Annotated in this window: 18 protein-coding genes and 2 tRNA genes; 12 read left to right on the top strand and 8 right to left on the bottom strand. The window is 70.0% G+C overall.

Annotation, left to right across the window (positions count from 1 at the left end; translation table 11 throughout):
- Positions 1–13: 13 nt before the first annotated feature.
- The 9 genes from pstB (at position 14) to FHR56_RS16630 (ending at position 5,746) form a co-directional block, all read left to right on the top strand.
- A complete protein-coding gene (gene pstB, locus FHR56_RS16670) occupies positions 14–841 on the top strand; it encodes a phosphate ABC transporter ATP-binding protein PstB (RefSeq protein WP_160945843.1) in 828 nt (275 codons plus the stop codon).
- 130 nt (positions 842–971) lie between these two features.
- Positions 972–1,682: a phosphate signaling complex protein PhoU gene (phoU, locus tag FHR56_RS16665; RefSeq protein WP_160945842.1), complete on the top strand. Its 711-nt coding sequence runs from the start codon at positions 972–974 to the stop codon at positions 1,680–1,682.
- A 177-nt stretch (positions 1,683–1,859) separates the two neighbouring features.
- Entirely contained in the window at positions 1,860–2,261 is a 402-nt protein-coding gene (locus tag FHR56_RS16660) for a hypothetical protein (protein WP_160945841.1), read from the top strand.
- The gene (locus FHR56_RS16655; protein ID WP_160945840.1) at positions 2,248–3,093 is read left to right on the top strand and encodes a DUF692 domain-containing protein; all 846 of its coding nucleotides are present in this window, start codon (positions 2,248–2,250) and stop codon (positions 3,091–3,093) included. The genes FHR56_RS16660 and FHR56_RS16655 overlap by 14 nt, the downstream gene beginning before the upstream one ends.
- The gene (locus FHR56_RS16650) at positions 3,090–3,836 is read left to right on the top strand and encodes a putative DNA-binding domain-containing protein (protein WP_160945839.1); all 747 of its coding nucleotides are present in this window, start codon (positions 3,090–3,092) and stop codon (positions 3,834–3,836) included. The genes FHR56_RS16655 and FHR56_RS16650 overlap by 4 nt, the downstream gene beginning before the upstream one ends.
- Positions 3,837–3,877: 41 nt before the next feature.
- Positions 3,878–4,531 (top strand): ribonuclease T, encoded by a 654-nt coding sequence (gene rnt / locus FHR56_RS16645; protein WP_017911007.1) that lies wholly within the window; start codon positions 3,878–3,880, stop codon positions 4,529–4,531.
- A 108-nt stretch (positions 4,532–4,639) separates the two neighbouring features.
- Positions 4,640–4,972: a low molecular weight protein tyrosine phosphatase family protein gene (locus FHR56_RS16640; protein WP_160945838.1), complete on the top strand. Its 333-nt coding sequence runs from the start codon at positions 4,640–4,642 to the stop codon at positions 4,970–4,972.
- A gap of 10 nt (positions 4,973–4,982) precedes the next feature.
- Positions 4,983–5,219 (top strand): hypothetical protein, encoded by a 237-nt coding sequence (locus FHR56_RS16635; protein ID WP_184502671.1) that lies wholly within the window; start codon positions 4,983–4,985, stop codon positions 5,217–5,219.
- A gap of 113 nt (positions 5,220–5,332) precedes the next feature.
- Complete coding sequence (locus FHR56_RS16630) at positions 5,333–5,746, top strand: hypothetical protein (protein ID WP_160945837.1); 414 nt, start codon at positions 5,333–5,335, stop codon at positions 5,744–5,746.
- A 131-nt stretch (positions 5,747–5,877) separates the two neighbouring features.
- Here the strand turns inward: FHR56_RS16630 and FHR56_RS16625 are convergent, their stop codons facing one another.
- The 5 genes from FHR56_RS16625 to FHR56_RS16605 all read right to left on the bottom strand — a co-directional run bounded on the left by FHR56_RS16625 (position 5,878) and on the right by FHR56_RS16605 (position 13,940).
- A complete protein-coding gene (locus tag FHR56_RS16625) occupies positions 5,878–8,739 on the bottom strand; it encodes a ligand-binding sensor domain-containing diguanylate cyclase (protein WP_237473061.1) in 2,862 nt (953 codons plus the stop codon).
- Positions 8,740–9,606: 867 nt separating this feature from the next.
- Positions 9,607–10,353, bottom strand: coding sequence for a 23S rRNA (guanosine(2251)-2'-O)-methyltransferase RlmB (rlmB, locus tag FHR56_RS16620; RefSeq protein ID WP_160945835.1), 747 nt, complete (start codon positions 10,351–10,353; stop codon positions 9,607–9,609).
- A gap of 338 nt (positions 10,354–10,691) precedes the next feature.
- Complete coding sequence (locus FHR56_RS16615) at positions 10,692–11,165, bottom strand: GFA family protein (RefSeq protein WP_160945834.1); 474 nt, start codon at positions 11,163–11,165, stop codon at positions 10,692–10,694.
- Positions 11,166–11,268: 103 nt separating this feature from the next.
- Positions 11,269–13,716 carry a ribonuclease R gene (gene rnr / locus FHR56_RS16610; protein WP_160945833.1) on the bottom strand — a complete coding sequence of 816 codons (2,448 nt, stop codon included), beginning with the start codon at positions 13,714–13,716 and terminating at the stop codon, positions 11,269–11,271.
- Between the two features lie 139 nt (positions 13,717–13,855).
- Positions 13,856–13,940: transfer RNA gene (locus tag FHR56_RS16605), tRNA-Leu, on the bottom strand.
- Positions 13,941–14,292: 352 nt separating this feature from the next.
- Between FHR56_RS16605 and FHR56_RS16600 the strand changes: the two genes are divergently transcribed.
- Positions 14,293–14,748: a VirK family protein gene (locus tag FHR56_RS16600; protein WP_160945832.1), complete on the top strand. Its 456-nt coding sequence runs from the start codon at positions 14,293–14,295 to the stop codon at positions 14,746–14,748.
- Between the two features lie 96 nt (positions 14,749–14,844).
- Positions 14,845–14,929, top strand: a tRNA-Leu gene (locus tag FHR56_RS16595).
- 74 nt (positions 14,930–15,003) lie between these two features.
- Here the strand turns inward: FHR56_RS16595 and FHR56_RS16590 are convergent.
- Entirely contained in the window at positions 15,004–15,201 is a 198-nt protein-coding gene (locus tag FHR56_RS16590) for a hypothetical protein (RefSeq protein ID WP_010343993.1), read from the bottom strand.
- Positions 15,202–15,452: 251 nt separating this feature from the next.
- Between FHR56_RS16590 and FHR56_RS16585 the strand changes: the two genes are divergently transcribed.
- Entirely contained in the window at positions 15,453–15,800 is a 348-nt protein-coding gene (locus FHR56_RS16585; RefSeq protein ID WP_019798064.1) for a helix-turn-helix transcriptional regulator, read from the top strand.
- A gap of 169 nt (positions 15,801–15,969) precedes the next feature.
- On the opposite strand, the gene FHR56_RS16580 is transcribed toward FHR56_RS16585, so the two are convergent.
- Both FHR56_RS16580 and FHR56_RS16575 read right to left on the bottom strand, forming a co-directional pair.
- A complete protein-coding gene (locus FHR56_RS16580) occupies positions 15,970–17,502 on the bottom strand; it encodes a GDSL-type esterase/lipase family protein (RefSeq protein WP_160945831.1) in 1,533 nt (510 codons plus the stop codon).
- Positions 17,503–17,744: 242 nt separating this feature from the next.
- Positions 17,745–19,322, bottom strand: coding sequence for a DHA2 family efflux MFS transporter permease subunit (locus FHR56_RS16575; RefSeq protein WP_160945830.1), 1,578 nt, complete (start codon positions 19,320–19,322; stop codon positions 17,745–17,747).
- Between the last annotated feature and the right edge of the window lie 8 nt (positions 19,323–19,330).

Below are 19,330 nucleotides of genomic sequence, written 5' to 3'. Positions count from 1 at the left end.
TATGGACCCGGCCATGAACGATCACCACAACGCCGCCCCGATGCACCGCATCGCCATGCCCAACGGGCACACCGCGCTGGCGCCGTCGCCGGTCAAGATCGCCGCGCGCGGCCTGGACTTCTACTACGACAAGTACCACGCGCTGAAGGGCATCAACCTGGAAGTGCCGGAGAAGCGCGTCACCGCGCTGATCGGACCGTCCGGCTGCGGCAAGTCCACCCTGCTGCGCATCTTCAACCGCATCTATGCGCTGTACCCGAAGCTGGAAGCGCGCGGCGAGGTGCTGCTGGACGGTGAGAACATCCTCTCGCCGAAGTACCCGATGAACCGCCTGCGCAGCAAGGTCGGCATGGTGTTCCAGAAGCCGGTGCCGTTTCCGATGACCATCTTCGAGAACGTCGCCTACGGCATCCGCCACCACGAGAAGCTGTCCAAGGCCGACATGGCCGACCGCGTCGAGCAGGCCCTGCGCCAGGGCGCGTTGTGGGACGAGGTCAAGGACAAGCTCGGGCAGAGCGCGCTGGGCCTGTCCGGCGGCCAGCAGCAGCGCCTGTGCATCGCCCGCGCGGTGGCGCTGCGCCCGGACGTGCTGCTGCTCGACGAGCCGACCTCGGCGCTGGATCCGATCTCGACCAGCCGCATCGAGCAGCTGGTGGAAGAGCTGAAGACCGACTACACCATCGTCATCGTCACCCACAACATGCAGCAGGCCGCGCGCGTGTCCGACTACACCGCCTTCATGTACCTGGGCGACCTGATCGAGCACGACCGCACCGAAATCATCTTCTCGCAGCCGAACAAGCAGCAGACCGAAGACTACATCACCGGCCGTTTCGGCTGAGCCGCTGCGGCTGCCGCTGCCTGGTCGCAGCGGCCGCGCCCGCCGCCCTCCGGGCGGGCGCCCGGCGACACCAGCACCACAATGCCAGGCATGGCCGCGGCGACACCAACGCACTTATTGGACCTACGACATGAACACTCAGCCCAACGAGCACATCGTGAAGAGCTACGACGAAGAACAGCATCGCCTCGCCGCCGAGATCGTGCGCATGGGCGAAACCGCGGTGGCGCAGTTGGAAGCGGCGCTGGACGTGGTCGAACGCCGCGACGACAACGCCGCGCTGCGCATCGTCGTCAACGACGAAGCGATCGACGCACTCGAGCATTCCATCAGCCACGACGTGATGCGCCTGGCGCTGCGCGGGCCGATGGCGCGCGACCTGCGCGAGATCCTGGCCGGCCTGCGCATTCCCGCCGACGTCGAGCGCATCGGCGACTACGCCGCCAACGTGGCCAAGCGCTCGATCGCGCTGAACATGTCGCCGCCGATGCCGCAGACCCTGGGCCTGCGCCAGCTCGGCAAGCTCGCCGCCGAACAGGTGCGCGCGGCGCTGGCCGCCTACCAGCACAACGACGCCGACGCCGCCCTGCTGGTGCGCCAGGGCGACGCGCAGCTGGATGCGCAGTACACCGCGCTGTTCCGCGAGCTGCTGACCTACATGATGGAAGACCCGCGCAACATCACCCCATGCACGCATCTGCTGTTCATGGCCAAGAACCTGGAGCGGATCGGCGACCACGCCACCAACATCGCCGAGAACGTGTGGTTCCTGGTGCACGGCGACCAGCCGCTGCCGCCGCGCGACAAGCGCGACGAGACCAGTTCCACCAGCGGCATCTGACCCCTACCGAGCGGACGGCGATACGCCGTTCCGCCGTCGTGGTCTCCCTGGGCTCCGTGCGCAACGGAGCCTTTTTTGTCGCCACGCACCGCCGCATGCAGCGCCGCGCGGCAACGAGTAGGCTTGGCGCACTCCGGCCACCACGGCCGGCGCCCATCTATCGCCAGGAGCCTGCGCATGTCCACTTCGTCCCGTCCGTCCCCTGCCCTCGCCGGCGCGGTCCTGCTCGGCGGCATCGGCCTGTCCGCCTCCGCCCTGGCCATGACCGACCTCGCCCAGGGCTATGCGCTGGGCGCACAGGCCGCCGTCACTCCGCCGCAACGCACCGAGGCGGTTGCACCGGCAACGCCGACACCCGCACCGGCGGCGCAAGCCGGGCAGGCCGCCGATCCGGCCAAGGCCAGCGAGGGCGGCTGCGGCGCAAAGGCCGGCGACGGCAGTTGCGGCGCACACACGTCAGCGGCGACACCGGCCAAGCCCGCGGCGGCCGCTGCCGCGGCCACGCCGCAGGCCAAGCACGACGACAAGGCCATGGCCGAAGGCAAGTGCGGCGAGGGCAAGTGCGGTGGCAGCCTCTGAACCAAGGCCGCTGGTCGCGTCCAGTGCCGGCCTCGGGCTGCGCCGCGGCCTGCTCCAGGACCTGCTGCAGGCGCCAGCGGATGCGTTCGATTTCCTCGAATGCGCGCCGGACAACTGGATCGGCGTCGGCGGCCGTCCCGGGGAACTGCTGCAGACGCTGAGCGCGCGCCATCCGCTCAGTTGCCACGGCCTGTCGCTGTCGCTGGGTGGCGTGGCCGCGCTGGACACCACCTTGCTGCAGCAGACCCGGGACTTCCTCGACCGGCACCGGGTCGCGCTGTACAGCGAGCATCTCAGCTACAGCGCCGACGACGGCCAGCTCTACGAGCTGCTGCCGCTGCCGTTCACCGACGAGGCGGTGCGCCACGTCGGTGCACGCATCGCCCAGGTGCAGGACGCGCTGGGCCGACGCATCGCGGTGGAAAACGTCTCCTACTACGCCGCGCCGGGCCAGGCCATGAGCGAAGCCGCGTTCGTGGCCGCGGTGCTGGACGAGGCCGACTGCGATCTGCTGCTGGACATCAACAACGTGCACGTCAACGCCAGCAACCACGGCGACGACGCGCTGGCCTTCCTCGCCGCGATGCCCAGCGCGCGCATCGCCTCGTACCACGTCGCCGGTCACCGCGACGACGCCGCCAGCGGGCTGAAGATCGATACCCACGCCGCGCCGGTAGCCGACCCGGTCTGGGAGTTGCTTGGCGCCGCCTACCGCCTGCACGGCGTGCGCCCCACCGTGCTCGAGCGCGACGGCCAGTTCCCGCCGCTGCACGCGCTGCTCGACGAAGTGCAGCACATCCGCGCCGTGCAGGCGCAGTCGCGCGGCGCATGAGCGAGACCCTGCGCGCCCAGCAGTTCGCGCTCACCCGGCATCTGCGCGATCCGCAGCGGCACCCGCCGCCGGCCGACATCCCGCCGCAGCGCCTGGCGGTGTACCGCGCCCTGTTCTTCGACAACCTGGCGCAGTTGCTGGGCGGCCAGTTCCCGGTGCTGCGCGCCACCCTCGGCGACACCGACTGGGCGGCGCTGCTGCGCGCGTTCTGCGCCGAGCACCGCGCCCGTACGCCGCTGTTCCCGCGCCTGGGCGAGGAACTGGTGGCGTTCCTGCAGCAGCGCGCGCCCGATCCGCAGCGGCCGTGGCTGGCCGAACTGGCGCACTACGAAACCGTGGAACTGCAGGTGCAGATCGACGACGCGGCGCTGCCGCCGCACGATCCGCACGGCGACCTGCTCGACGGCATCCCGCTGCTGTCGCCGTGGCTGCGCCTGCTGCGCTACCGCTGGCCGGTACAGCGCATCGGCCCGGCCTGGCAGCCGGACACGGCGCCAGCGCAGCCGACCTGCCTGCTGGCGCGGCGCGAGGCCGACGGTCAGGTGCGCTTCGCCGAACTGGCGCCGCTGGCCTATGCCGTGCTGGCGGCGCTGCAGCCCGGCGCGCGCAGCGGACGAGCGCTGCTGCTGGACCTGGCCGCCGCGCACGGCCTTGCGCCGGACGCCCTGCTGCACGAGGGTGCGGCCCTGCTGCAGCGGCTGCACGCGCAAGGCAGCGTGCTCGGCACGCGTCTGCCGGGGTGACGCCGCGGCGGCCGACGGCCGCGCTCTGCTAACCTTGGCGAATGAACGATTCGGTCGACAGCCCCTCCCAGCCCCTGGTCATCACCCCGATGTCGCGGCGTTTCCGCGGCTACCTGCCGGTGGTGGTGGACGTGGAAACCGGCGGTTTCGACTGGAACAAGCATGCGCTGCTGGAGATCGCGGTGGTGCCGATCGAGATGGACGATTTCGGCCAGCTCTATCCCGGGGTCACCGCCAGCGCGCACGTGGTGCCGGCGCCCGGCACCCTGATCGATCCGAAGTCGCTGGAGGTCACCGGCATCGTCCTGGACCACCCGTTCCGCTTCGCCAAGCCCGAGCGCGAGGCGCTGGACCACGTGTTCGCGCCGGTGCGTGCGGCGGTGAAGAAGTACGGGTGCCAGCGCGCCATCCTGGTCGGCCACAACGCCCATTTCGACCTCAACTTCCTCAACGCCACGGTCGCCCGCTGCGGCCACAAGCGCAATCCGTTCCACCCCTTCAGCGTGTTCGACACCGTCACCCTAGCCGGCATCGCCTACGGCCAGACCGTGCTGGCGCGCGCGGTGCAGGCCGCCGGCTTCGACTGGAACGCCGCCGACGCGCACAGCGCGGTCTACGACACCGAGCAGACCGCGCGCCTGTTCTGCAAGATCGCCAACGCCTGGCCGGCGCCGCCGGTGGGCGCGGCGCCTTGAGCTGCGGCGCGCATTGCACGGCACGCGCGCGACGCCGTCGCGTCGGCCCGGCGGCACGACGGCCGACCGCCCAGTGCTAGCGGCGCGCGCAGGCTGGCAGCGGATCGCATGAGCCGCCACCTGCTGTTCGTGTGCAGCCGCAACCGGCTGCGCAGCCCTACCGCCGAGCAGGTGTTCGCCACCTGGCCCGGCGTGGAAACCGCCTCGGCCGGCGTCGACCACGACGCGGATACCCCGGTCACCCCGGAATTGCTGGAGTGGGCGGACATCGTCTTCGTCATGGAACCGGCGCATCGCGCCAAGCTGTCGCGTCGGTTCAAGCGCCACCTCGGCCGCGCACGCATCGTCTGCCTCGACATCCCCGACGACTACGGCTACATGGATCCGGCGCTAGTGCAGGTGCTGACCGCGAAGGTGTCGCGGCACCTGGCCGTGCGCTGACACCTTTCCGTTGGTCGAGGACGTGTTTCATGCCTGCGACCGCAGCGAGACCGTCGCCGCGATCCGGGAGGCGCTGGAAGATCCCACGCTGCCCGACGGGAGCCGCTACCGGGTCACGCAGCTGGGCGGCCTTTGCGGATCCGGCGTTCGTGATGGCCTGGTGGTGTCGTTGTGCGCCGCGCATGCGGACATCCGTGAGGCCGCAGCACTGGCGCTGGAGTTGGGGGACGAACAGCGGGCGCGCTGAGCTGGCCAGGCAGGCACTCGGCTTCGCGGTCGAGCAGGCGACACGCATTGGCCTCACACTATGCCCTCTGGCGCTCCACTGTCCCAAGTCTCCTCCAACGATCCAGTCGTCCTATGAGCAAGCATTCTGGCTTCGGGCTGTTCACGATGTTCTACTTCGCCATCTTCATCGGCATGTTTCTGGCCGCTCCGTTGCTGCTGATGACGCCATGGCACGCCCGAAATCCGAACGCCTGGCTCCTATCGCTTGGCGCGGTGGGCGTGTTGCTGTCGCTTCTGCTGTTGTGCCATCGCCAGTGTTCCGGCCCCTCGCTCTCGTTCACGGAAGGTCTTCTGTTCGTGACGGGATTCATGATGACAGGCTGGTCGATGCTCTCGGCGGTCTTCGTCTTTCCTGCCCTGCTGCTGGTTACCTTGGCGGCCATCATCGTGTCGGCAGCGTGCCTGCCGCTAGGTGGCAGAACGCGATCGGCCACGCTGTTTCATCGCCTTGTCCTGTTCGTCTATCGCCATCGTCTGATCCAGTAAGCGCCCGGCGACATCGCCGCAGGACGGCGCCTCTCTGCGACGGCGGACGGCATGCTCGCCCCACCTAGTGCTACCGGACAGACTGACTATCGACGCGGAGTGTCCGCACGCGACGGGAATGAACGACAACCTCAGCCCACGCACACCCGATCGCGCCCCAGCCCCTTGGCGCGGTACAGGGCCCCGTCGGCGCGCTCCAGCCACTGGCTCGGCGTCTCGTCCGCGCGCAGCGCGACCAGGCCGCCGCTGAAGGTCACGCGCAGCGCCGGTGCATCGGGCGCCCACTGCAGGCGCGCGTGGAACAGGTCGCGCAAGCGCGTGGCGAAGCGCTCGGCATCGGCCAGCGGCGTGTCGCCGAGCAGCACCGCGAACTCTTCGCCGCCCAGGCGCGCCGGCAGGTCGGCGGCACGGCAGGCGCTCAGCAACAACTGCCCGACTTCGCGCAGCACCGCATCGCCGGTGGCATGCGAGTAGCCGTCATTGATCTGCTTGAAGCGGTCGATGTCCATCACCAGCAGGCACAGCGGCGCGCCGCTGCGCTGGGCGCGCTGCATGCTGTGCACCAGCACCTCGTCGAAGTGGCGCCGGTTCGGCAACGCAGTCAGCGCATCCTCGTGCGCCAGACGTTCGAACGCGGTGGCCTGGCGCTGCAGTTCCGCCAGCAACTGGCTCTTTTCGGCGTCGGCCTGCAGCAGGCGCTCGGTCTGCAGGCGCAGCGCGCTGGTGCGCCGCTCCACCAGCCGCTCCAGGCGCAGCGCACGCCGCTTGTAGCGCGCGATCAGGTAGCGGTACAGCAGCACCAGCGCCAGCACCAGCACCGCCACGGCCGCGGCATGCACGCTGTGCCGTTGCCACCACAGCGGCGCCACGCTGAAGTGCCACACGGCCTCGCGGGTGCTCCAGGCGCCGTCCGGATGCGCTGCGGCCACGTGCAGGGTGTAGTCGCCCGGCGGCAGGCCGATGAACTCCACGCTGCGCTGGTTGCCGCGGTCGACCCATCCGCTGTCCAGGCCGTCGAGCTTGGTGCGGTAGCGGATGCGCTCGGGCAGCAGGTAGCTCAGGCCGACATAGGACACGCTGATGCGCTTGGCGCCGGGCAACTGTGATTTGCCCCGCCAGGGAAACGGCTGGCCGTCCAGCAGCACGCTCTCGATCGCCGCCGGCGGCGGCAGGCGATCGCGGAAGCGGGCCAGGCGGCGCGGATCGACCGTACTGACACCGCCGGCGGTTACCAGCCACACCGTGCCGTCGTGACGCAGGATCATCGACGGCCCGGAGCTGCCGTTGCCCTGTGCATTCGACATGCCGTCGATCTCGTCGTAGCGGCTCACCTGCAGCCGGGCCTGGCGCCCGTCGGCGACCGCGTCCAGTGCCGCCGCGGTGGTCCGCAGCACGCCGCGGTTGCTGCTGATCCAGACATTGCCGAGGCGGTCGCGAACCAGTTGGAACACCGCATCCACCGGCAGGCCCTGCTCCAGTCCGACCCGCGCCAGGCGGCCGTCGCGGTCGCGGTGCAGGCCGCGGTCGGTGGAGATCCACATGTCGCGGCCCAGCGCCTGGAACCCGAACACGGTGCGCGCGCCGCCCAGCGGTTCCAGCGCCAGCTTCCGCACCCGGCCATCGCGCAGCACCGCCGCGCCTTCGACCGAGCCGATCCACAGCGCCCCGTCGACGCTGGCCAGGGCGGTGATCAGGCCGTGCGGCAGGCCGGGCACGTCCGGCACTGACAGCCGCTCGCCGTCGATGCGCATCACCCCGCTGCGCGTGCCGATCCACACCGTGCCGGCGGCATCGACGCTGAGCGCACGCACCTGCCCACTCGGCAAACCCTCGCGCGTTCCGTAGTGGCGCACGACGCGGCCATTGCGCAGGCGGAACACGCCGTCGGCATAGGTGCCCATCCACAGGTCGCCGTCGCGGCCCCGCGCCAGGCTCAGCACCGAGGGCGCGTCGCGCAGCGCGACCGGGGCGATCCGCCCGTCCGGCGCCATCCGGTCCAGGCCGGCGGCGCTGCCGATCCACAGCGCCCCGTCGGGGGTCTCCAGCAGCGCGCGCACGTAGTCGCCGCTGAGTCCATCGCGGCGGGTATAGCCGGCGAACAGGGTCTCGCGCAGGCGGAACAGGCCGCCGTTGGCGCCGATCCAGATGCTGCCTTCGGCATCCTGCAGCAGGCTGACGATGCGCCCGTTGGGCAGCACGTCGCCCGGCAGCATGCGCTCGATGCCGTGCGCACTGATCCGCAGCAGCCCCTGGTTCTCGGTCCCCAGCCAGATCGCGCCGTCGCGGTCGCGCAGCATCGACGTGAAATGGCCATAGCCCGGCAGGTGCTGCACCAGCACCGCGCGCTGGCCCTGCAATCGGTACAGGTTCTCCGCGGCCACCAGCCACAACGAGCCGTCCGGCGCCCGGTACGGCCAGGCCAGCCCCGGCGGCAGGCCGAACGCGGCCGGCGCGCGCCGCAGCACGCCCTGCGGGTCGCGGTACAGCAAGCCGTCGAGGCTGCCGATCCAGAGCCGTCCCTGATCGTCGGCGGCCAGATGCGGAAAGCTCGCCGCCAACGGCAGGTCGCGCGGCGCCGGCTGGTAGTCGAAGCGGCCGTCCGGCCACAGGCAGCCCAGGCCATTGCCCTCGAACAGCAGCCACATGCGGCCATCGCGGTCCTGGGTCATGGCGTGGATCAGCGCATGCGGCCAGCCCGGCGGCTGCCGCCAAAAGCGCCAGCGGCCGGCCGCGTCGTGGCGGCCGAGGTTGCCGCGCGAATCGCTGAGCCACAGTGCGCCGGCACGATCCACGTACAGCGAACCGACGCCATTGTCGGGCAGGCCGGGGCGGGTGCTGCGGTCGATGACGGTGAAGTCCAAGCCGTTGTAGCGCACCAGCCCTTCCCAGGTGGCGAACCACAGGCGGCCGTCCGGGGTTTGCGCCAGATCGCGCAAGGAGTTGTGCGGCAGGCCATTGCGCGAGGTCCAGGAATCGATCGCGTAGTCGCGCAGCGGCGGCACCCCGTTCGCAGCGGCGTCGGCGTCGGCGGCAACGGCGCGCCAGGCCGCGCCCAGCGCCAGCAGCAGGACCAGCAGCACCAGACACGCGCGCCCGCGGCCGCATGCGAGCACCGCTTCCCCCCTCCCCCTGGCGACGTTCACTGTCCCGACCCGATCCGACGCAGGCGGGGCGCGACAGGACCCTGGCGTGGGGGGCCAGAGTCGAAGGGACGGGGGCGACGCAGACTCATTACCGGAGCGGAACACGGGACGAACGCCCATGGTAGGGCAAAAAAGCACCGCAGCGGGCGCAGGCGGTAGCAGGTGCCGGGCAAAGGATGCGTGAAGATTGCGCGGCCGTTAAGCCGGAGCAGCCTGCGCAAGCGCAGCGCTAGGTGCCCGTCGCGCGATGACTCCCTGCTCCTGCCGGGACCACGGACCTCCCCTTTGGTGGAAGGCGCCCCGAAGAGCTGGATGAGATCCGGGCGAAGCTCGGGAGCAGTCGATTGCAGGGGCTGGGAAGGTACCGGCTAGGCTTGGTGTTGGCCTTCGCTGCTGCGAGGGGCTTCGCCCCCGGACCCTCACCCCAACCCCCTCCCGCGGGGAGAGGGGCTTTCCAGGCACCACTCGCTCCCCTTCTCCCACCGGGAGAAGGTGCCCCGAAGGGGCGGATGAGGGTACGGGCGAAGCCTGGGGAGAAGTCGATTGCAGGAGCTGAGAAGGTACCGGCCAGGCTTGGTGTTGGCCTTCGATCTGCGAGGGGCTTCGCCCCCCGTACCCTCACCCCACCCCCTCTCCCGGGGGGAGAGGGGCTTTGCTTGCTGCGGGCATGAGGAGGCGCTGCAGGCTTCACAGGCCGGCGGCAATGCGCGGCCGTGCTCAGCCCATGCGCTGCCGCACCGCCTCGAACAGGGTCACGCCGGCGGCGACCGAGACGTTGAGGCTCTCGATCTCGCCCGGCATCGGGATGCGGACCAGGCCGTCGCAGTGTTCGCGGGTCAGCCGGCGCAGGCCGTCGGACTCACCGCCCAGCACCAGCGCCACGTTGCCGCGCAGGTCCTGCGCGTACAGCGAGGTCTCGGCCTCGCCGGCCAGGCCGTAGATCCACACGCCCTGCTTCTGCAGGTCGCGCAGGCAGCGCGCCAGGTTGGTCACCGCCACGATCGGCAGGCGGTCGGCGGCGCCGGCCGAGGTCTTGCGCACGGTGGCGTTGACCGGCGCCGACTTGTCCTTGGGAATCACCACCGCGGTCACCCCGGCCGCGGCGGCGCTGCGCAGGCAGGCGCCGAGGTTGTGCGGATCCTGCACGCCATCGAGCACCAGCAGCAGGGCGCGGCCCTCGGCGGCGCTGACCAGGCCTTCCAGTTCGCTCTCGGCCCAGGTCCGCGCCGCGGCGTAGCGCGCGGCCACGCCCTGGTGCCGGACCGAGCCACCGACGCCATCCAGCGCCTGGGTGTTCACCCGCCGCACCTCGATGCCCTTGCGCCGCGCGTTCTCCTCGATCTCCTGCAGGCGCGGATTCTTGCTGCCCGCCTCCACCAGCACCTCGCGCACGTTGTCCGCGTCGTTCTCGATCGACGAGGCCACGGCGTTGACGCCGACGATCCACTGGTTCTGCTTGCTCATGAGGCGGGACTACGCGAAAGGAAAGCGGGCATGGTAGGGGTTGTGGCCGCTGGCGTCATGCCTGGGGGCCGGGATTGGGGATTGGGGATTCGGGATTGGCAAAAGCGGGTCGCCCGCAGTGTCCTGCTTCCCGCGATGTCGGAGGCATGCGTGTGGCGGCGGCAAGATTACCGACACCGCGCCGTCCGGCCAGATCGCGGCGCGGCCTTGTGGGAGGGACTTCAGTCCCGACTGCAGTGACCTGGAGAACCCCTGCCTCCTGCCTGGCGCGACCGATTGCCCCAGGTTGTCACTGGTCCCAACAAGGCGCCGCGCGAGGTCGGCACTTCCGTAGCGGCTCAGGCCGGCCAGCGCGCGGTGTCGTGGTCCGGATGCTGGCGCGAGACCACATCGGCCAGGAACGACGCGGCGGCAAGATCGCCCTCGGTGCGGGTCGCCGGCAGGCGATGCAGCGCGTCCACGAACGGCAGCTTCGCTTCGATGCCGTACTGGATGGTCGGCGGCAAGGCCTCGGGATGGTCGAAGGCGCCGGCCGCGATGGCGATGCCGTCCGGCGCTTCGTAGGTCAGCGGCGTGCCGCAATCGGCGCAGAAACCGCGCTGCACCATGTTGGACGAGGCGAAGCGCCTGGGCGCGCCGCGGGTCCAGGTCAGCTCCGCGCCGCGGGTGGAGACCAGTGGGGCGTAGTAGGCGCCGAACGCCTTCTGGCACATCCGGCAATGGCAGATCGAGGCATCGTGCAGCCGCCCGCGCACCCGGAAGCGCACCGCGCCGCACTGGCAACCGCCGCTGTACTCCTGTTCCTGCTCCATGTCTGCTCTCCGCTGCGAACCGCATCGCGCAGGTGACGCCTCCCGCACGATGCAAGGGAAACGCGATCGCGGCGGCCAGTCGGTCCACCGCGACGCTGCGCCGTCAGTACTTCTTTTTCTTGCGCTTGGCCGGCTGCCCGCGCGGTGGCGGCGGCGGCAACTCGTCGTGCGCCGGTGCGCCTTCCTCGACCAGCCGGAAGTCGATCTTGCGCTCCTCCATGCTCGCCTTCAGCACCAGGATGCGCACGCGGTCGCCCAGGCGGAACTCGCGCCCGCGGCGCTCGCCGGTCAGGGTCTTGCGGGTGGCGTCGAACTGGTAATAGTCCTGCGGCAACTGGGTCACGTGGATCAGGCCGTTGACCTTGGACTGGTCCAGCTCGACGAACAGGCCGAAGCTGGTCACGCCGCTGACCACGCCGTCGAACTGCCCGCCGACGTGCTTCTCCATCCACGCAGCGCGGTAACGCTCGTCGACCTCACGCTCAGCCTCGTCGGCGCGGCGCTCGCGCTCGGAGCACTGCAGCGCCAGCGCCGCCATCTCGCGCGGCGCATACAGGTACTTGTCGGGCGCGCCGCGGGTCAGGGCGTACTTGATCGCGCGGTGCACCAGCAGATCCGGGTAGCGGCGGATCGGCGAGGTGAAGTGCGCGTAGGCCTCCAGCGCCAGGCCGAAGTGGCCGGCGTTGTCGGGCGAATACACCGCCATGCTCTGGCTGCGCAGCAGCACCGATTCCAGCAGCGCCGCGTCCGGGCGCTCGCGCACCTTCTTCAGCAGCTTGGTGAAGTCGCCCGGCACCACCTTGCTCCACGCCGGCAGGCTCAGCTTGAACTCCTTGAGGAACTCCAGCAGGTCGGCGTACTTGGATTCCGGCGGCCGCTCGTGCACGCGGAACGGCGCCGGAATGTGCGTCTCCAGCAGGTAGCGCGCCGCGGCCACGTTGGCGGCGATCATGCACTCCTCGATCAGCTTGTGCGCGTCGTTGCGCACCAGCATGCCGGCCTGGGTCACCTCGCCGGTGTTGTCCAGTACGAAGCGCACTTCAGAGGACTCGAACTCGATCGCGCCGCGGCGCGCGCGCGCCTTGGCCAGCACGTGGTAGAGCTGGTGCAGGCGCTCCAACTGCGGCAGCACCGCCGCCACCTCCTTGCGCACCTGTTCGTCCTTCTCGCCCACCGCCCGCCACACCTGCTCGTAGGTGAGCCGCGCGTGCGAGTTCATCACCGCCTCGTAGAAGCGCGCGCCGGTCACCTCGCCCTGGCGGTCGATCTGCATATCGCAGACGAAGCACATGCGGTCGACCTTGGGATTGAGCGAGCAGATGCCGTTGGACAGCGTCTCCGGCAGCATCGGCACCACGAAACCGGGGAAGTACACCGAGGTCGCGCGCTTGACCGCTTCGGTATCCAGCGGCGTGCCCGGCCGCACGTAGTGCGACACGTCGGCGATCGCCACCACCAGGCGGAAGCCATCGGCGTTGGACTCGCAGAACACCGCGTCGTCGAAGTCCTTGGCGTCGGCGCCGTCGATGGTCACCAGCGGCGTCTGCCGCAGGTCCACGCGGCCCTTGATCGCCGCCGGCTCCACCGTCAGCGGCACCGCCGCGGCTTCGTCCAGCACGGCCTGCGGGAATTCGTAGGGCAGCTCGTGGCCATGGATCGCCGCTTCCACCAGCAGCGACGGAGTCAGCTTGTCGCCGAGCACGGCGATGATCTTGCCGATCGGCGGGCGCCGCGCGTCCGGCGCGGAAGTGAGTTCGCACACCACCAGTTGTCCGTCGCGGGCCTCGCCGACGGCGTCGGCGGGGATCTGCACGTTGCGCTGGATGCGCTTGTCGTCCGGCACCACGAAGGCGATGCCGGCTTCCAGGCTGAAGCGGCCGATCAGGCGGGTCAGGCCGCGCTCGAGCACGCGCGCGATGCTGCCTTCGCGGCGGCCGCGGCGGTCGATGCCGGTGACGTTGGCCAGCGCGCGGTCGCCGTGCAGCACCTTGCGCATCTCGTACGGTGGCAGGAACAGATCGTCGCCGCCCTCGTCCGGGCGCAGGAAGCCGAAGCCGTCCGGATTGGCGATCACCACGCCGGGGATCAGGTTGGTCTGCTGCAGCGGCGCGTAGCCGCCGCGGCGGTTCTGCACCAGTTGCGCCTCGCGCAGCATCGCGCCCAGGCGCTTGCTCAGCGCTTCCTTGCGGGTCGGCTCGGTCAGGCCGAGTTGTTCGGCCAGTTCGTCCAGGGTCTGCGGGCCATCGCAGCGTTCGAGCAACTGCAGGATTGCCTCACGGCTGGCGATCGGCTGCGCATAGCGCTCGGCCTCGCGCGCGGCATACGGGTCTTGGATCGGCGCCGGCGCGTCGGCGGGCACCGGGGAAGGAGGCGGCGACGGCGGGTGCAGGGGCTGCAGCGGCGGCTTGGGGCCGCGGCGCAGGAAACTGGGCATCCAGGCGGGCAGACGCGATTTCTTCGGCGTCTCGGCGGCGGGGGGGCGCTTGCTGGTGGGCGCGTCGCTGGACGCGGACTTGCCGGGCTTGCCGGGCTTGCTTTTACGAGTGGTCATGCGCCCATGGTACTCGCATGGGGCTGGCCGCCACGCGAACCGCGCCGGGCGACGCCCCGATGGCAAGCCCCAGAAACGACGAAGCCCGCGTCAGCGGGCCGGTCGGTGCGAGAGTTCAGCGCTCTCGCGATGTTGCCTGTGGTGCCCAGGAGAGGACTCGAACCTCCACGGTTTTACCCGCTAGTACCTGAAACTAGTGCGTCTACCAATTCCGCCACCTGGGCGCTGAAGGCCGCGAATTCTGCGGTGCCCGCGCGACCTTGTCAACGTCTATTTTTGCGCCGGTCGCGATCGACGGCGTCGATGACGCGATCCGAGCGCGGCACGCGGCGTCGGCGCGCATGTGCCAGACGCCGCGCGGCTGCGCACGCGCGCACGCTTCGACGGCGCGCGGAGTCGGCGGAAAACCGCAGGCGCAATGCCGATTCCGACACAGCGCTGTCACAAGCGGACCTGCTTCGAAGATGCGCCGTGACGGCCGCGGAAGTTCGCGAATTTGTCGGTTGACCCGGATCGGTGCCTGGTTAGTTTGCATCCGGCAATCCGTCGCCCTCCCCCACGCTCCGGAGCATCCCCATGCATAGCCTGTCCGCCTCCCTGCTCGCCGCCGCCCTGTTCGCCACTGCCACCAGCGCCTCCGCCGCCCCGGCCGGCACCGACGACGCCACCCTCGGCTCGCTCACCGAGATCCAGCGCGCCCTGGACAGCGGCGCCTCGGTCGCCGTGGCGATCGACCTGAGCCAGTGCACGCCGACCTCTGGCGGCGCCACGCCCAGCCAGACCCGCGGCGGCCTGCGCATCGGCGCCTACCGCGTCACCGCCGACGGCACCCTGTCCTTCGCCGACGAACACGTGACCGTCGGCCGCGACGGCAAGCCGATCCAGCAGTTCCTGCGCTACCAGGTGCACCCGGACAACACGGTGGACTTCACCATGTTCGTGTTCGCCCTGCCCAGCTACCAGCAGACCGGCAATACCCTCGGTTATCGCTGCGCGATCAACCAGGGCCTGCGCTTCAACGTCGGCTACTGAAGGCGCGAGCGATGCGCACGCGACAGCGGTGTTACGCCGCTGTCGCAAAACGCTTGACAGCACCCACCGCGGCGCGCAGAATTCTCGTTCTGAGTTGCCCAGGTGGCGGAATTGGTAGACGCACTAGTTTCAGGTACTAGCGGGTAAAACCGTGGAGGTTCGAGTCCTCTCCTGGGCACCACGACCGACAGGTCGAGAAAGATCTCAAAACCCGCTTCGGCGGGTTTTTTGTTGGCTGCGTGCAGGCCGCGGCGCTCAGCGCTGCGGCGGACGCAACGGACCGATGTCCACGCGCACGCCCTTCACCCACACCGCCACCTTGTAGGCACGGTAGCCCGGGTTGTGGCGTTCGGCCGCACGTGCGGCCAGGTAGGCATTGGCGGCATGCACCAGCACCTGCAAGGACGGCTCCAGTTGCGCGACGCGCCGGAGTCTCACTTCGTAGGTGGCCATGCGCCCTCCCCCACGCGCCGGCAGGCGCCGCGTCGTGCCGCTGTCGGCCAGCGCAGAGCGGCCGCGCAACGCGGCGCCGACACCCTTGTGTCCATAACCTCCATGTCCTGCATGCGCATCCTCGCGCGTCCGTGCATTCCGCACCGCGTGAGTATTGAATTTCCGAACAATTGGAGTCAAGCGTGGCTGTACGACAAGCCGGCGGATGCTCCATATCTTGGTAGGCCCGCCGTCCCCCAAGGCCCACCGCGATGAATAGCTTCGGCGACCGGTTGCGCGAAGCCAGAAAAGCCGCCGGGCTGACCCAGGAACAGCTGGGCTTCGCGCTGGACGTGACCAAGTCGTCGGTGTCGGCCTGGGAGAACGACCGCGAGACGCCGAGCTTCCGCCTGCTGCCGACGCTGCGCAACGTGCTGAACCGCTCGCTCGACGAGCTGGTGTGCGGCGTGGGTCCGGGCAAGCGCGTGCAGGACCTGCCTTCGGACTATCCGTTGCTGGCGCAGGACGCCCAGGAGCGCGCGCTGTTGGCGCGCTATCGCAACGCGCCGCCGGGCCACCGCGACGCCGTGCTGGAATTGCTCAAGCCCAGCAACGGCTGAGGCCGCGCCGGTAGCGAACGACGAACGTCCATCGTAGGAGCGGCGTCAGCCGCGACGAGGGATTGTCGGTAGCGCTCGGTCGCGGCTGAAGCCGCTCCTACGAGGGCCGCGAGAGGACCATGGCATATGCCGCGGACCCGCGGCACAGCGCATTGTTGGAGGCTTCCTTTTAGCCGCCGACGCCGATCTCGCGCAAGGCCTCGCCCCAGATCGCGTAGCCGGCTTCGCTGGGATGGGTGCCGTCGGGCATCAGCGCCGCCGGCAGTGTGCCGTCCGGCTGCAGGAAGCGCGCGCCGATGTCGAGCCAGCGGACCTGCGGGTCGTGGCCGAAGCGCGCGGCCAGCAGGCGGTTGGTTTCCAGGATCGGCGCGCGCTGCGGCGCATCGGCGGCGAAGCCGCGCGGGAAGATGCCCATCAGCACGATCCGGCTGCGCGGCAGGCGCCGCCGGATCTCGGCGACCACCGCCGCCACGCCATCGGCGGTCTCCTGCGGGGTGTTGGTGCGCGCATGCTCGGTGCCGGCAAGATTGTTGGTGCCGAGGTTGACCACCACCCAGCGTGGCGCCAGGCCATCGACCTCGCCCTGGCGCAGCCGCCACAGCACGTTCTGGGTGCGGTCCCAGCCGAAGCCCAGGTTCAGCACGCGCGTGGCGCCGAAGGTGCGCTGCCAGGCCTGCGCGCCGTTCACCCGGATCGCCTGCGGCGCCCCCGCCCAGAAGTGGGTGATCGAATCGCCGAGCAGCACCACCTGCGGCTGCAACTGCCGCGCGGCGTCCAGCGCGGCATGGTGGCGGCCGTACCAATCGTAGGAATCCTGCTCCAGCCAGGGCACCGCGATGCGCGCGGTATCGACCTCGGTCATCGCGTCCAGCGGCACCCGCGGCGCTTCCTCGAGCAGGCGCGCCAGGGTCGGCTCGATCGCCTCGGCCATGCGCCGTTGCCCACGCGTGTCCGGGTGCAGCGCGCCGCTGCCGGGTTTGTCCCGCGGATCGTAGAACAGGCCCTGCTCCAGCGTGCCGTCCGCGCGCTGGAACACGGTGCCGATGTCCAGATACGCCACGCGCGGGTTGTCGCCGTAGCGCACCGCCAGCGCGCGGTTGACCTCGGCATCGCGCGCGCTCTTCTGCGTTGACAGCGCGCTAGGCAGCAGGCCCAGCAACAGGATGCGCGTGCGCGGCAGGCGCTGTTCCAGCGTGGCCACCACCGCATCGATGCCGCGCACCGTGTCCGCCGCGCTCTGCCCTTCGTGGCCAGTGTTGTTGGTGCCGATCAGCAGGATCGCGACCTTGGGCTGCAGACCGTCGACTTCGCCATGCTGCAGCCGCCACAGCACGTGTTCGGTGGCGTCGCCGCTGAAGCCCAGGTTGAGCGCGCCACGGCTGCCGTAGAAGGTCTGCCAGGTCGACTGGAAGTCCTGGTCTGGCGCCTGTGCCTTTTCGTAGTTCTGGGTGATCGAATCGCCAATCAGCAGCAGCGGTGCGTCCGGGTGCGCGCGTCCCTGCGCCAGCACCTGCTGGTGGCGCTCGGCCCACCAGGCTTCCTGCAGGCGATCGGCCGGGGTCACCGGAACCGACGAGGCCGCGGGCGGCGGCGCGGCCTGGACGTTGCCTGGATGCGCGCCGAGGCACAGCAGTGCGAGGACGGCCGCGCGCGGAAGCGATGCGGCAAAGCGGGCGCCGAGGGCGCGGAGAGAGCGCTGCATGTGCGGGGCTGCCGAAGCCTGCGAGAGCCGCATTCTGGTGTGCGGGCCGCGGCAGCGGCAAGTGGCCCGGCGCCGGCGCGCGACGCCGGGTACGCATGCCGCGTTGCCAGCGTTGGCGCGCCGTGCCGGCCGGCATGCCACGCAATCGGGGGCAGGCACCTATGCACCACTGACGTAGCGGCAGCACCGGACGGCGCGGAACTGCACCAGCCGGTGGTGCCGTCCGCGCCGCTTTCGAGGTCTCAGTGACCGCCAGCCGCCGCCGCGCCACCACCGCCGCCGAACGGCGGCTTGGCCAGCCACAGGAAGAAGATGATCCCGAGGAAGGTCCAGCCCAGCAGGTAGAAGATGTCGTTGAAGCCCATCTGCGAGGCCTGGTGGTTGATGGTGTTGTTGAGCAGCGCCGCGCCGTTCTGCAGGCTGCCGTTGCCCATCATCTGCACCTGTTCCTGCATGCCCGGCGTGTAGCTGGAGATGTGCTCGGTCAGGTGCGCGTGGTGCAGCTGCGTGCGCTTGGACCACAGGTAGGTGGTCAGCGACGCGGCGAAGCTGCCGCCCAGCGTGCGCAGGAACGTGGCCAGGCCGGAGCCGGCGGCGATCTCGCGCCCGTCCAGGTCCGAGAGCAGGATCTGCAGCACCGGCATGAAGAACAGCGCCACGCCCACGCCCATCAGCAACTGCACTCCGGCCACGTGCGGGAAATCCACCTGCAGGTTGAAGTCCGAGCGCATGAAGCTGGTGGTGGCCATGAAGATGAAGGCGATGCTGGCCAGCATCCGCAGGTCGAAGCGCGAGGCGTACTTGCCGACGAACGGGGTCATGATCACCGGCAGGATGCCGATCGGCGCGGTGGCCAGACCGGCCCAGATCGCGGTATAGCCCATGTCGCGCTGCAGCCACTGCGGGATCAGCAGCGACACGCTGAAGAACGCGGCATACGCGACGATCAGCGCCATGGTGCCGGCGCGGAAGTTGCGGTGGCGGAACAGGCGCAGGTCGACGATCGGATCCTTGTCGGTCAGTTCCCAGATCAGGAACACCGCCAGCGCCACCGCCGAGATCGCGGCCAGCACGATGATCTTGGTCGAATTGAACCAATCCTCGTCGTTGCCCAGGTCCAGCACCACCTGCAGGCAACCCACGCCGATGATCAGGGTGATCAGGCCGACGTAGTCCATGCGCGGGCGCTCGGTCGGTTCGGGACGGTCGCGCAGCTGCGAGCCGACCACGGTCGCGGCGATGATGCCCAGCGGCACGTTGATCAGGAAGATCCATTCCCAGCTGTAGTTGTCGGTGATCCAGCCGCCGAGGATCGGCCCGGCGATGGGCGCGACCACGGTGATCATCGCCAGCAGCGCCAGCGCCTGGCCGCGTTTCTCGCGCGGATAGATCGACACCAGCAGGCTCTGGGTGATCGGATACATCGGGCCGCAGACGAAGCCCTGCAGCGCGCGCGACACCACCAGCATGCCCATGCTCTGGGCCAGGCCGCACAGCAGCGAGGCGGCGGTGAAGGCCAGCGTGGCCCACACGAACAACTTGGTCTCGCCGAAGCGGCGGCTGAGAAAGCCGGTCAGCGGCAGCGCGATGGCGTTGCTGACCGCGAACGAGGTGATGACCCAGGTGGCCTGCTGCGAACTGGCGCCGAGGTTGCCGGCGATGGTGGGCAGCGAGACGTTGGCGATGGTGGTGTCGAGCACCTGCATGAACGAGGCCAGCGCCAGGCCCACCGTGCACAACGCCACGCTGGGCGGACGAAACGCGGCGGCCGGTGCGCCCGGAACGCCGGGCGCGGCGGGAGCGGCAGCTTGGTTGGACATGACCGGGC

It is taken from the genome of Xanthomonas sp. F10 (assembly GCF_014206815.1).
GTDB lineage: Bacteria > Pseudomonadota > Gammaproteobacteria > Xanthomonadales > Xanthomonadaceae > Xanthomonas_A > Xanthomonas_A indica.
The sequence above is the reverse complement of the archived record's forward strand: the minus strand, read 5'-3'. Positions and strand labels throughout refer to the sequence as shown.